Source organism: Agromyces zhanjiangensis (genome assembly GCF_040496055.1).
Classification (GTDB): Bacteria; Actinomycetota; Actinomycetes; order Actinomycetales; family Microbacteriaceae; genus Agromyces; species Agromyces zhanjiangensis.
Map to the genome: position 1 here is coordinate 34,393 of NZ_JBEPKB010000011.1, position 13,132 is coordinate 47,524.

The 13,132-nt window shown below is 67.2% G+C and carries 9 protein-coding genes; 3 read left to right on the forward strand and 6 right to left on the reverse strand.

Features of this window, described 5'->3' with window-relative positions; translation table 11 throughout:
* Nucleotides 1–20: 20 nt before the first annotated feature.
* On the reverse strand, nucleotides 21–902 hold the full coding sequence (locus ABME02_RS16945) for a fumarylacetoacetate hydrolase family protein (protein WP_353816536.1): 882 nt from the start codon (nucleotides 900–902) through the stop codon (nucleotides 21–23).
* Nucleotides 902–4,384, reverse strand: a complete 3,483-nt coding sequence (locus ABME02_RS16950) for an indolepyruvate ferredoxin oxidoreductase family protein (RefSeq protein WP_353816537.1) — start codon at nucleotides 4,382–4,384, stop codon at nucleotides 902–904. Before ABME02_RS16950 ends, ABME02_RS16945 begins: the two co-directional genes overlap by 1 nt.
* Nucleotides 4,385–4,487: 103 nt before the next feature.
* Between ABME02_RS16950 and ABME02_RS16955 the strand changes: the two genes are divergently transcribed.
* Nucleotides 4,488–5,642 (forward strand): PucR family transcriptional regulator, encoded by a 1,155-nt coding sequence (locus tag ABME02_RS16955; RefSeq protein WP_353816538.1) that lies wholly within the window; start codon nucleotides 4,488–4,490, stop codon nucleotides 5,640–5,642.
* A 37-nt stretch (nucleotides 5,643–5,679) separates the two neighbouring features.
* Here ABME02_RS16955 and ABME02_RS16960 read toward each other — a convergent pair whose 3' ends face one another.
* The 4 genes from ABME02_RS16960 to ABME02_RS16975 all read right to left on the reverse strand — a co-directional run bounded on the left by ABME02_RS16960 (nucleotide 5,680) and on the right by ABME02_RS16975 (nucleotide 10,671).
* On the reverse strand, nucleotides 5,680–6,459 hold the full coding sequence (locus ABME02_RS16960; RefSeq protein ID WP_353816539.1) for a TetR/AcrR family transcriptional regulator: 780 nt from the start codon (nucleotides 6,457–6,459) through the stop codon (nucleotides 5,680–5,682).
* An 8-nt stretch (nucleotides 6,460–6,467) separates the two neighbouring features.
* Complete coding sequence (locus ABME02_RS16965) at nucleotides 6,468–7,436, reverse strand: lipocalin-like domain-containing protein (protein ID WP_353816540.1); 969 nt, start codon at nucleotides 7,434–7,436, stop codon at nucleotides 6,468–6,470.
* A gap of 131 nt (nucleotides 7,437–7,567) precedes the next feature.
* Entirely contained in the window at nucleotides 7,568–9,367 is a 1,800-nt protein-coding gene (locus ABME02_RS16970) for a glycoside hydrolase family 3 protein (RefSeq protein WP_353816541.1), read from the reverse strand.
* Nucleotides 9,367–10,671: an MFS transporter gene (locus ABME02_RS16975; protein WP_353816542.1), complete on the reverse strand. Its 1,305-nt coding sequence runs from the start codon at nucleotides 10,669–10,671 to the stop codon at nucleotides 9,367–9,369. Before ABME02_RS16975 ends, ABME02_RS16970 begins: the two co-directional genes overlap by 1 nt.
* Nucleotides 10,672–10,839: 168 nt before the next feature.
* Here ABME02_RS16975 and ABME02_RS16980 point away from each other — a divergent pair, with 168 nt between their 5' ends.
* Nucleotides 10,840–11,637, forward strand: coding sequence for a histidine phosphatase family protein (locus ABME02_RS16980; RefSeq protein WP_353816543.1), 798 nt, complete (start codon nucleotides 10,840–10,842; stop codon nucleotides 11,635–11,637).
* A gap of 221 nt (nucleotides 11,638–11,858) precedes the next feature.
* Nucleotides 11,859–13,037: a TetR/AcrR family transcriptional regulator gene (locus ABME02_RS16985; protein ID WP_353816544.1), complete on the forward strand. Its 1,179-nt coding sequence runs from the start codon at nucleotides 11,859–11,861 to the stop codon at nucleotides 13,035–13,037.
* The last annotated feature ends 95 nt before the right edge of the window (nucleotides 13,038–13,132 follow it).

Consider the following 13,132-nt stretch of genomic DNA (forward strand, 5'->3'; position numbering starts at 1 on the left):
AGCCGAGCGAGCCGTGGCCCCTATACGGGCTCCTCGGCGACATAACGGTTCCGTACGGACCCGATGCCTTCGATGCGGGCTTCGAAGACCGCACCGTCGGTGAGGTACCGCGGTGGCGTCCGGGCAGCGCCCACACCTGCGGGGGTGCCCGTCAGAAGGATGTCACCGGGCTCGAGGGTCACGAAGGTGGATGCGAATGAGACCAGTTCGGGCACGCCGATGAGCATGCCGCTCGTCCGATCCGACTGGAGGACGTCGCCGTTCAGCACGCCTTCGATCAGGAGATCGGGACGTGCGCCGATCCCGCCGACCGGCACGATCACCGGCCCCAGTGGCGTCAACCCGTCCCACCCCTTGCCCGCCGTCGCCTGCTGGCTGCGGAACTGCCAGTCGCGCACGGACCCGTCGCTGGCGACGGTGTAGCCGAAGACCGCATCCGCCGCGTCGTCCGGTGTCACGCGACGGACCCTTCGGCCGATCACGACGGCGAGCTCGCTCTCGAAGTCGATCTGGTTCGACTCCACGGGAAGTGCGATGTCGGCATAGGGTGCCGAGAGGCTCGTCGCCCACTTCGCGAAGAGCTCTGGAGTCTCGGGGGGCGCCGCGTGCCCCGCTTCTCGCACGTGATCCAGATAGTTGCGCCCTGTGCAGAGGATCTTTCGAGGCGCACCGACGGGGCTCAGCAACTCATCGTCGCGCACCTGCTCGCGCGGCCCGGCCTGAATCCGCTCGATGTCTCCCCCGGTGGCCTCCAGCAGCTCTGGGACATCGGCGAAGAGCCGACCGTCGACGACGGCCAGCAGCGACTCCTCCTGGTCCGCGCGCCGCAGCACGACCCGCGGCTCGCCGCGCACGATCGCCCGCCCGAGGCCCAGGCCGCCTTCCCAGTCGATCGATTCCATCAGACACTCTCCACAGCCACGGGCTCGGCATACGCTGCGAGCTGCTCTTCCAGCCTGGCGCGATACTTCGCCACGTTGCGAACCTTGATCTCCTCATAGCCGCGGACGAGCTCGGGAAGCTCGGCGATCTCGACGGCGTGAGCGTGGTTCCGAGACTCCAATCCCGCCACGATGGCATCGATGGCCGAGCGATACTCAGCCACGAGCTCACGCTCGAGGCGGCGGACCGACGCGTATCCGAAGATGTCCCACGCGGTGCCCCGCAGCCGTCGCATGGATGCGAGCACCCGGAAGGCGGGCCGGAACCATGGCCCGAGCGAGATCTTGCTCTTCATCCCCAGCGCCCGCAGGAAGGGCGGATGCAGTTGGTAGGACAGCGTGGCATCGGCGCCGAACTGCGCGTAGGCGTCGGCGATGAACTGCGGGTCCAGCGCGAGACGTGCGACTTCGTACTCGTCCTTGTAGCTCATCAGCTTGTAGAGATTGCGCGCGACGGCCTCGGCGAGCCCGTCGTCCGAGGGGGCCATAGTGGCCTCGGCGCGTCGCACCATCTCAACGGCTTGGGCGTACGACCGGGCGAGCGCTCGATCCTGGTACTGCACGAGGTCGGGCACTCGGATCGCGAGCAGCCGCTGCAGTTCGCTGCCCTCACCGGCGTCGACCAGTCCGATGAGATCGGCTACGTCTGGTGCGATCGTCTTCACGGGAGCCGGCACCGACGCACGTCTCGCCCTTTCGAATTCGGCCGCATCGGCGACGAACTGACGCCCTCGACGGAACGCCTGCACATTGGCGTCGATCTGGACGCCGTTCACGCGAATGGCCTCCTCGATCGCGGCCGCGGGGATGGGGAGGGCGCCCGACTGGAAGGCGACCCCGATCAGCAGCAGGTTGGAGAACTGGTCGTGTCCGAGGAGCTCGGTCGCGAGCCGGCGCGCATCCAGCTCGATCAGCCCGGGCCGCGATACGGACGCGATCTCACGCACGATCGGCTCGGTGTCGGGGTAGACGACATCCGGATCGACCACCATCTCGCCGGTGGCCACCTTGGAGGTCGAGACGACAGCGGCGGTGCGCTCGGGCTCAGCGACACGCAGGTACCTCGGGTCGGCGCCCACGAGCAGGTCGGCAGCGAGGTAGAGATCGCATTCTCCGTCGGTCGCCCGATTGGCACGGGGCCCGGTTGCCGGGGCCTCGGCGGGGGTGACGATGATGTCGGAGACGACCGCGCCCCCCTTCTGGGCGAGCCCCGTCTGATCCAGAGTTCGCACGGGGTTTCCGGCAAGGGTCGCCGCGACCGTGAGGATCTGAGACACGGTCACGACTCCGGTGCCGCCGACGCCGGTGATCCGGGTGACATGCTCCTGTGATCGTTCCAGCGATGGATCGGGGAACGCGTTCGGGCCGATGGGCTGGACCTCCGGCCGTACGACTGGCTGAGTCCCCGGGAGCACGCGCACGAACGACGGACAGTCCCCGTGCAGGCAGGAGTAGTCCTTGTTGCAGGACGACTGGTCGATGCGCGTCTTGCGCCCGAATTCCGTATCGACGGGCTGCACCGAGAGGCAGCTCGACACCTCACCGCAGTCGCCGCATCCCTCGCATACTCGCTCGTTGATGAGGACCCGCTCCCGCGGGTCGGGCGCGAGTCCGCGCTTGCGCTTGCGTCGGAGCTCGGTCGCGCACTCCTGGTCGTGGATCACCACGGTGACGCCAGGGGATGCCGCAAGCACCGTCTGGGCTTCGATCAGCCGATCACGGTGCCATACCTGGACCCCGCGGGGGATGCCGCCTCTGCGATGGCGCCGAGGATCCTCGGTTGTGATGATGATGCGCGTGACCCCCTCGCTGAGCAGGCCTCGGCAGATCTCCGCGACGGTGCGTCCACCCACGGCGGATTGCCCGCCGGTCATCGCGACCGCCGAGTTGTAGAGCAGCTTGTAGGTGATGTGCGACCCGGCTGCCACTGCGGCGCGGATCGCCAGACTCCCCGAGTGGTGGAAGGTGCCGTCGCCCAGGTTCTGCACCAGGTGACCGTGGGACACGAAGGGCGCCATGCCGATCCATTGGGCTCCCTCGCCTCCCATCTGCGTCAGGCCCGTGATGTGCCCCAGCTGGTCATCGGACATCGTGACGACCATGCCGTGACAGCCGATCCCCGCGCCCACGAGCGTCCCCTCCGGGACCTTGGTGGACAGATTGTGCGGGCACCCCGAACAGAAGAAGGGCTTGCGAGGAGAGATCGCGAGCGGAATCCGAGCCGGACGTCGGCGCGCACGCCAGTGATCGACCGTCGGGAAGCCGCCGATGTCGGCGAGTCGCGCGGCCAGCGCCGTCGAGATGGTATCGGCCGAGAGTTCACCGTTCGAGGGGAACAGCGTCCGGCCATCCGGGTGGCGCTTGCCGATCACGGCCGGGGCTCCGACGACGCCGTAGAGGAGGTCACGTATCGCGGCTTCGATGAAGGAGCGCTTCTCTTCGACGACGATGATCTCGTCGATGTCTCGGGCGAACTCCATGATGACCTTCGGCTCGAGAGGGCTGATCATGCCGAGCCGCAGCAACCTCACGCCGGCGTCACGCAGCGCGTCATCGTGAAGGCCCAGCAGCTCGAGCGCCCGACGCAGCTCGAGGAACGTCGGGCCGGCCGCCACGATCCCGACTCGGTCGCCGCGCCCGGCGCCGATGACCTCGTTCAGCCCGTTCCGCTGGGCATAGTCGATCGCGGCCCGGGTGCGCTCGCCGTCACGACTGCGCTCGAGGACATCGAGCGTCGGCTGGAGCATCTTCGCGGTGACGGTGTGGTCGACGGCGCGCTCAGGCCCTTCGATCACGACCCGGTCGGACGACAGATCCACCGAGGAGGACCCATCGGCGACGGCGACGGCGATCTTGAGACCCACCCAGAGTCCGCTCGCGCGCGACATCGCAACGGCATGGCGCCCGAGGTCGATGACATCCTGCGCATCCTGGGGGTAGAGCGTCGGCATCCCCAGATCGAACATCAGCCTTTCGGATGCGCAGGGCACCGTGGAGGACTTGGCCGCAGGGTCGTCGCCGACGAAGGCGACGGCGCCTCCGTTGGCGGGGACACCCATGAGGATCGAATGGCGGAAGCTGTCGGCCGCCCGATCCAGTCCCGGGGACTTGCCGTACCAGAAGCCCAGAACGCTGTCTGTGGTGCACTCCGGCGAAGCGGCTGCGAGCTGACTCCCCTGGACCGCGGTGGCCGCGAGTTCCTCATTGACTCCGGGCTCGAAGATGATCTCGTTCTCCGCCAGCAGCTCTCGGTGGCGCTGAAGCTCGAGGTCGTAGCCCGCCAAGGGCGAACCCTCGTATCCCGACACGAATGCCGCAACCCGGCGGCCCTTGCGTCGCTCGTCCCTCACGGCCTCGAAAGGCAGGCGGGCGAGCGCCTGGATGCCGGTCATGGGGAGATGGCCGGTCGTGCCGACGATTCGGTCGTTGAGATCAAGAGCCATCGTTGGCATCCTCCACTTCGATCTCACGATGCTATGTCGTGAATGTGTCAGACTGCAGACTGAATATCGTGAAAATTCGCGCCAGCTTTCGGGAGAATCACGAATGGCGACTCTTCAGTCTCTGATTGCACAGCTGCATGACGATCTCGACGTGCTCGCGGAGTCCGTCGCTGGGCGCATACGGTCCGAGGTGCCGGGGTATCGCACGGTGCCCGCCATGGATCACAACCCCGACGTGCGCGCTCACCTGGAGCGAATCATCGAGGGCCTCTCCTCGCGCCGGCCTCCGTCCGTCGATGTGATCGCCGCCGCCCGCACCCTGGGCGCCAAGCGTGCCGCGCAGGGCCTGTCGCTGCCAGAGCTGGTCGAGGCCTACCACGTCGCGTATCGCGAGGTCTGGCGCCGGTTGCTGCGAGCGGCCGGCGCAAGCACTCCTGATCTTCGTGCAGAGCTCTCCGAGGAGGTCACCCACATCTGGATGTGGTTCCAGAGGCTCGCCGCGGCGGCAGCCGAGGCGCATTCGACCAGCCTTCGATTCGCATCGGCAACGCGCCTGGAGCTGCGCCGTCGCCTCTTCGACGCCCTTCGCATCTCCGACGAGACCGAGGGCACCGGTGCCGCTGCCGGCCTGGGCTTCCTCCCGAGCGGCGACTTCGTCGCGATCTGCGCGGGGCGCTCGGCTCAGTCCGACCGCGGCGACCTCGACGGCGTGGATGCGGCGCTCGTTGCAGCGGGACTTTCAGCGGCCGCGCTGCGACAAGGAGATCGCATCGCGGTGATCATGCAGGACGATCACGCTGCCGTGCTCGAGACCATCCACCGAACCGCAGGCCCCGTGAGGATCGGAGTGGGGCTTCGTCGGGCAGGCATCGTCGGCGCAGCACTGAGTCTTCGTGACGCTGAGGACGGCGTGGGACTCGCGGCTGCGACCGACAAGGACATCTCGTTCGACGCGGATTGGCTCGCGGTGATCCTGCATGCCGCTCGCGCGCGGCTGGCACCGATCCTCAGTTCCGGAGAGCGCGTAGCCGCCGATCACCCCCCCCTTGCATCGACGGTCACTGCATTCGCGCAGTCCGGCTACTCGATCTCGGCCGCAGCCCGGACCTTGCGCATCCATCCCAACACTGCGACCTACCGCCTGGACAGATGGTGTGCGATGACCGGCTGGGACATCCGGACGCCCCAGGGCCTCATCGCCTCGACGGCGAGCGCGAGCGGCGCGGATCGAACGACGGAGGATGCTTCGGAACGATAGTCGCGGTCGGCATCGACCGTGTGGTCGCCGGCAGCGATCAGGATGAGCTCTCGTCCTCAGCCAGCTTGTCTCGAAGGTCGGTGAGGATCCGTGCAACCGCCTTCCCCGCCTCTTCGATGTCCTGCGGTGCAGGTGGAGTCGACGGTCCGAAGAGGGTATCGACCGTGGACTCCAGAAGCTCGCCGAACCGTGCATCGGGCGCACCATCGCGATCGACGCTGACGACGCTCGCCACGAAGCCGAGCAGCACGGCATTGAGCGTGAACGCCTGATCGGATGCGGCTCCGTCGATGCGGACGAGGCCGTGCTGCCTCAAGGCCGGCAACAGGGCCAGGCAGAGCACCTTCGGGTCAGTCGCTCGCAGGTCTCCATCGAAGAGCGCCCGGTCCGCGAGGAGGCGGTCCAGGTCGGCATCGGTGTGACCCAGCATGTACCTCATCAGCGGACGACGCGTCACCGACGCGGTGACGAGTCTCGCGAGTCCCCCGATCGTGAGCTGTCCACTCACGTCCCCGACGAGAGCGAGGACTTCATCGAGGCTGTCTCGGGCCTCGCCGACCAGGAGGTCTGCGAACAGCTTCTCCTTGCTGGGCCAGTAGAGGTACATCGTGCCCTTGCCGACGCCGGCCTCTGCAGCGATCTCGGCGACGGTGAGCTTTCGCAATCCGGAGCTGAGCAGCAACGTCGTCGCAGCATGGCCGATGCGAAGCCTGCTGCGCCGGCCGGTTGCGGATGCAAGCGGTCGAGCGCCGGTACCCACGGATGCATCTCCCCCCTGCGCGGACAACGATGCCGACGCACCGATGTGCGTCGGCATCGCCATTCTCAGTGCCAGTCGGCCACGTGCTCGATGAAGCCGAAGCCCGTGACGGGCCGGCCGCGGAACGTCCCACTCATCGTACTGGCCGCCTCATAGTGCGCCAGGCGCGGGTCGTTGCCGAGCTCCTGCTCCCGTACGGTGGCGCGAACCTCGATCTCAGCATCCAGCGATGGGATGCGCACGGTCAGCTTGGTCGGGTAGCGCTGCCCCGACAGCGGACTCAGCCACACGTCCGACGCACCCACCGACGTCGGTTCGACCGGCACGACGAGTTGCGTCCCGTCGGGCTGGAGGATCGTCGCCCAGGCGTTCTCGACGCCGCCCGCGTCCACCACGTCCCACAGGCTGATCCGATCCCCGCTGCTGAGGTTGAGATCGATCCAGGTCCATCGCCCCTGGAGAAGCGCCGGCTGGTTCTGCCATTGACGATCGAACCAGCCTTCACCACCGGTCACGTTGTAGACGCGCTCGCCGATCGTGATGGTGCCGGATGCCTCCATCCGCGGCAGCGAGTACTGCCGCACATCCATCCCGAGGAGCGGGAACCGGCCGGTTCCCCCATTGAAGATGACGCCTTCGCGCTGAGCGAGGGTGATGTCGAGCGTGGCGCCGTCAACGGTTGCGGAGACGCGAATTCGATCCAGATCCCCGGACATCGATCCGGTCGGCATGGCGACGGCGAACCGATCCGTCTCGACCGTCGACATCGCCGCCGGGAAGAGATCCTCTTGGGCGATGTGCTGGCCGGTGGTGCTGTTGGTCAGGGTCAACGCCGAGTAGCTGATCTCGGTCGAGTCGGGCAGCACCGTGAGGATCAGGTGATGCAGGAAGTCGAGCGTCTCCCCTTCCTCGGTTTCGAAATGCCCGATCGCGAACCACGAGTTCGTCGTGAATCCCTTTCGGAATGCGAGGTCGGATGCGGCATCCACAGCGGGAGTCACCCCGGGGACAAGAGTCTTGGGCTGGACGGCCATGAGTCTCTCCTTCGTTTGTCAGGTCCTCAGGATATGACTCGCTGACCAGATTTGTCGAATTGGTCACCGCTGGGACGAACGAGGCTCCCTCCGCGCATGCGGGCGCGGAGGGAGCCTCGTGAGTCGATCGACTACAGATCGAGTCCGTGTCCGTGACGGAAGAGGGGATCTGCCGTGTCGAACGGGACGTCGGGTCGAGACGCCTCGACGGCCACCATCGATCGCGGGATGTCGAACGGCAGGCGACCCCGCGGCCCACCGCCGCCCGTCAGCACATCCAGTAGCGCGTCCCCGCTGGCGCCCCAGTTCGCAGTGACCGCGACGGCCGCCTCGACGATCGGCTCGATGATCGCCGGCCGGTCGAGCATGACATCGACAACGGTCGGGACCGATTCCGCGACGTCGCGCACGTGCTCGAGGACGTCATCCGGGAAGGCGAGCGAGCCCGCGTGGAAGAAGTTCTCGAACACCGTGGCGCGCTGCTCGAAGGGTGCGTGCAGGCGAAGGATGGCGACATCGGCCTCGGCCGGCGATGCGACCACGTCTCCATAGTTCCGCGCGGCGTCAGCCTCGATCCCCTCCACATAGATCTTCCGGCCGCGCGGAATCGGCAGCACAGGTCGACCGGTCGAGCCCACGACACCGTTGGTGAGGATAGTGATCGATGCCCGCTGAGCGGCATCGCCCGCCTGGCGGAAGTCGGCACGACCGACGATGTCGTTCGCCGCCGCCTCGTCGACGTAGGGGTCCTCGAAGAGGCCGAGCTCGAACTTCTCGCGGAGCAAGCGTCGCACGGACACATCGACACGCTCTTCGGCCACCGCACCCGACTCGACCAGCTCGACGACCAGTTCCGGACACGCCTCGCCACCGAACTGGTCGACTCCGGCTTCCAGCGCCTTCTTCGCGCGTTCGAGCGGCGTGAGGTCCTCGACCCCCCATGCGCGCGCCGGGTGCGTGTCGCCGAACACGATGGCGTCACTGAGCACGCCCCAGTCGGCGCAGACGACCCCGTCGAACCCGAACCGCTCTCGGAGCAGTCCGGTCACGATCGCCTTGTTGAACCCGAAGCCGACCTCTTCGTACTCGGTTCCCACGGGCATGCCGTAGTAGGGCATGACCTGGCGGGTTCCCGCTTCGAATGCCGCCTCGAAGGGCTTGAGGTGCAGCTCGAACTCGCCACCGGGGTACACCTGCTCGCGACCGTACGGGAAGTGCGGATCCTCGCCATCCTTCTGCGGGCCGCCCCCCGGGAAGTGCTTCGTCATGGTCGAGACGGATCCCATGCCGAACGAATCGCCCTGGAAACCGCGGATGTAGGCCGCGCCGAGACGGGATGCCAGTTCCACGTCCTCGCCGAACGTGCCCACCTGGCGCGACCAGCGCGGCTCGGTCGCAAGGTCCACCTGCGGATGCAGTGCCACGCGCAGACCGACAGCGGTGTACTCCTGGCGAGCGATGTCGCCGAATCGCTCGACGACAGCCTCGTCTCCGATCGCGGCGAGGCCGAGCGGCTCGGGCCACTGCGAGAACGGCCCCGACATGATCGCCGCACCCGGATTGTCGCTGAAGGAGTGGCGCGGGTCGCTGGAGACCGAAACCGGAATGCCCAGACGCGTGGATGCCGCGAGGCTTTGCAGCGCGTTGTGCCATCGGGCGATCTCACCCGCGGTCGGCGCGGCACCCAACAGATTGAAATGCGTCATGTGCTTGCCGACGACCAGCTCGCGCGCGGTCGGGAGCGGCACCATCGGATTCGGTGTGTCGAGGTCACCGATCGGGAGCATCGAATGGAAGAGGATCCCGGCCTTCTCCTCCAGCGTCATCTCGGCCAGGAGCAGTTCGACGCGCTGCGCTATCGACAGATCGGCGTCGAGCCACGGGCGGACGTCGACGATCGCATGCTCGGCTCGAGTAGTGGCTTCGGACATTACTTGACTCCCTTGATTCGGTAGACGAGGACAGCGCCGGCGAACGCGATGACCGCACCGAAGAGGTACCAGGTGGTATACCCACCGAGAGCGGTGCTCGCGCCGAGCGCAATGATCGCCGGGGCGATCGCCGGGGCGATCGACTGCGGCAGCGCGTTGGCCATGTTGAGGACTCCGAGGTCCTTGGCGGTGTCGTCGGGGTTCGGCAGCACCTCGGTCGCCAAGGCCAGGTCGACGGAGAAGAACGAGCCTGCACCGAGTCCGATGATCGCCTGCGCTGCGATGAGCACGGGGATACTCGGTGCGAATGCGAGGATGACGAGGCCGATCACCATGACGAGTCCTGCGGCCGTCACGAACACGCGACGCTTCCCGGTTCGGTCGCTGAGGACTCCGCCCAGGGGGCTCGAGATCATCATGGCCGCCATGCCGGCGAGGTTGGCGAGCAGAATCGTGGAGATGGCCGCCTGCTCGCCGAGGTCGAACTTGTCGACCAGGTAGAAGGGCAGGAAGGTCGCGACGCCGGCGTAGCCGAACATGATGAGGAACTTCGTCAGCCAGGTCCACCCGAAGTCGGGGTGCTTGACCGGGTTGAACACGAACGAGCCGAGGAACTGCCCGATCGTGAATCGGTGCGACGGCCGCTCGGCGAGGCGTCGATCCTTCAGCAGGAGCGCGAAGAGAAGCGCGAGCGCGGTGCCGATCGCCGCGGGAACGACGAAGCGAAGGACGTCGTCGCTGATGAAGTTGATGAGCGCGCTTCCGCCGAGAATCGCGATCGGCGTCGTGATGCCGACGATGCCGGACACCTTGCCTCGGCCCGAAGCGGGGACCTGGTCGGGAAGCGTTGCGTTCGCGGCAGCGAGAACGGCGTTCATCGACGCCTGAACGATGCACCACGCCACCAGGACGACCCAGATCGAACTGGCCGCACCGATGATCACGGAGGCGCCGAGGCCGACGACGGCGCCACCGACGATCCACGGCCGACGCATGCCCCATCTCGAGGTCGTGCGATCCGACAGTCGCCCGGCGAGCGGGTTGCTCAGCAGAGCGAACAGCGCGCCCGTTCCCAGCACCAGCCCGAGATAGCCGGTTGCCTCTTCGGCGGACGCCGAGATGTGCTGGATCTTGAAGGCCATCGTCACGAGTACGGGCGTCAGCAGGACGAGCATCATTCCGAACGTCACGCTCGCGAGCCCCGCCGCATATCCGCGCGGGGCACGGGAGGGAGTCGTTCCGGGCGCCGTGAAGCCGACCGTGCCGGCGGACGCGGTCGCAGCCGCGGGAGACATCTTCGTCATGGGTGGTCCTTTCGCTGGCGTCTGCTTCGGCGCCGATTCGAGCGTGACGTCATCGCACGCACGCGATCTAATCTGACCGCCTGTAAACAATAAATCGACCGCGTGATAACTTCAATTCGATCACGTTCACCGGGTGGCTCAGCCCACCCGCTCATCGAAGGAGATGACATGAGTCGTCGCACCATCGCCCGCCTCGCCGTCGCGATCAGCATCACGCTCGGCGCCTCCCTGCTCGGCGGTTGGAGCGCGCAGGCACAGCAGGCCCCGGCGACGCCGGAGAAGGCGAACAACACCCCCACAGTCCGCGTGTTCCTCACGCGCCACGGGCAGACCATCCTGAACGTCATGGACCGCGTCCAGGGCTGGTCCGACTCCCCGCTCACCGCGCCGGGGGTCGACGTGGCCGAGAAGATCGGCGCCAACCTCGGCGCGCGCGAAGGACAGATGGATGCCGCCTACTCCGCCGACATGGTCCGGCACTACGAGACCGCCACCGTGATGCTGGACGCCATGGAGTCGACGGTCGAGCCCGTCCGACTCGAGGGCCTGCGCGAGATCAACTTCGGGGGCTTCGAAGGCGGGGAGAACGGCGAGATGTGGGCCGAGATCATGGACCACTTCGGCGTCGATTCGATTCCCGCCGTCCTGTCCGACGGTCGAACGCTGGCGGACGTCATGAGCGCCGTCAAGGAGATCAACCCCGTTCCCACCCTTCCGGCCGAGGACTGCCACGACGTGAATACGCGAATGATGGATGCGCTCGAGACGATTGCCGAGGACGCCGCCAAGCACCGCGATGACCAGGTGCTCGTGGTGTCGAGCGGCGTCACGATCATGTGCGTGCTCGACGAGATGGGTGCCCATCTCCCCCCCACCGGAATCTCGAACGGCGCGGTCAACCTCCTCGAATACAAGGCCGGCACGTGGACGGTCAAGACCGTGAACGACACCAGCTACGCACGCTGAGGGTGCCGGGGTGCGGTGCCAGGCGAGGCATCGCACTCCGCCATTCGGGGTTCGCGCGACCCCGACCCAGCTGATCGCGGAAAGTTAGGATGAACCATCCGTCGGCGGAGGCCGGCCGCGACGCCACCACTCGGCGCGGGCACGAGAGGAGGCGAGGGATGGATTCAGTCGGCGCGGGCGCACTGCCTCGCAGCCCTCGCGGAGTGCAGACCCGAAACCGCGTGCTCGACGCCGCAGCGCGATTGTTCACGGAGCGCGGCGAGCGCACGGTGTCGATGCGCGACATCGCAACCGCCGCAGGACTGAGCGCACCGGCCATCTTCCGGCACTTCACGACGAAGGACGACCTGGTGGGCGAGCTGCTGGGGAACGCTGAGATGGATGTCGGCACCCTGGCGCACCCGCAGGCCGGCACGTCCGACGCCCGTGGCGACGAACGCGCAACATTCCTGACCGCTATCGCCGGCGAAGCCACCGCAGCCCGGCACCCGGCACACGAACTCATGCGCGCCCGATATGCATCCGGCGTCAGCAGCCTTGCCGCGACTCTTCAGAACGCGCGGGAGGACGGCGAGTTCGGGGCACAGCGGGATCCGACCTCGTCCGCTCGATGGTTGATCGCAGGATTCGACGGACTGCGGATCATGCACTCCTACCTCGGAGCCAAGATCGACATTGCGGGCATGATGACGGAGAGGCGCGGGCATCTGGCTCTCGATCACGGGTCATCACCACTGGGATTCCCGCCCGGCGCGCCCGCCGATGAACAGTTCTCCCTGCGTTTCACCGCCAGCCGGAAGGTGGCGGAGGAGGTCGTCGGATACGCCGCGGGGCGCGCGCGGCGCGACCGGATCGTGAACGAGGCCATGGCCCTCTTCGCCACGAGCGGCTACGGCGACACCTCGCTGCGGGAGGTGGCGGAGCGGGTCGGCGTGACGAAGTCCGCGCTCTTCCACCACTTCGGCACGAAGAGCGACCTGCTCGAGGCCGTCCTTCTCGAGCGGGACGCGCGGACCGTCGCCACGGTGCAGCAGCGGTCGCACCCGACTGCGCGCGCAGCCCTGCTGGCACTCCCCGAGGACGCGCTGCAGAACTCCGTGATGTCCGCCGGACTCGTCGAGCTGTACGCCATCCTCTCGTGCGAAGCGATGCCGCGTGATCACGCCGCGCACGAGTACTTCGCCGATCGATTCCAGAGATCGATCGGCACAATGGCCACGGCGTTCCGCCGCGCCGCTGACGATGGCGACCTTCCTCAGCACCTCGACCCCGACCGCGAAGCGATCTGGCTCGTCGCGCTCTGGGACGGGCTGCAGATCCAATGGCTGTACGACAAGGCTGCGATCGACGTGTCGGCCGAGCTCGCTCTGCACCTCACCGACATCCTCCCCTCCCACTGACCGGCACGATCACTTCGCTCGGTCCACTTTCTGGCACGCAGGATCACATAGTAGATCACGGCTGATAGTCTCACCTCGCTGCAGCGAGGAAGACC

Bases quoted from the DNA above. Each gene is read 5' to 3' on its own strand.
- ABME02_RS16960 (WP_353816539.1), bottom strand. From the start codon at position 6,459: ATGCCGACGCACATCGGTGCGTCGGCATCGTTGTCCGCGCAGGGGGGA.
- ABME02_RS16970 (WP_353816541.1), bottom strand. From the start codon at position 9,367: ATGTCCGAAGCCACTACTCGAGCCGAGCATGCGATCGTCGACGTCCGC.
- ABME02_RS16950 (WP_353816537.1), bottom strand. From the start codon at position 4,384: ATGGCTCTTGATCTCAACGACCGAATCGTCGGCACGACCGGCCATCTC.
- ABME02_RS16980 (WP_353816543.1), top strand. From the start codon at position 10,840: ATGAGTCGTCGCACCATCGCCCGCCTCGCCGTCGCGATCAGCATCACG.
- ABME02_RS16945 (WP_353816536.1), bottom strand. From the start codon at position 902: ATGGAATCGATCGACTGGGAAGGCGGCCTGGGCCTCGGGCGGGCGATC.
- ABME02_RS16975 (WP_353816542.1), bottom strand. From the start codon at position 10,671: ATGACGAAGATGTCTCCCGCGGCTGCGACCGCGTCCGCCGGCACGGTC.
- ABME02_RS16955 (WP_353816538.1), top strand. From the start codon at position 4,488: ATGGCGACTCTTCAGTCTCTGATTGCACAGCTGCATGACGATCTCGAC.
- ABME02_RS16965 (WP_353816540.1), bottom strand. From the start codon at position 7,436: ATGGCCGTCCAGCCCAAGACTCTTGTCCCCGGGGTGACTCCCGCTGTG.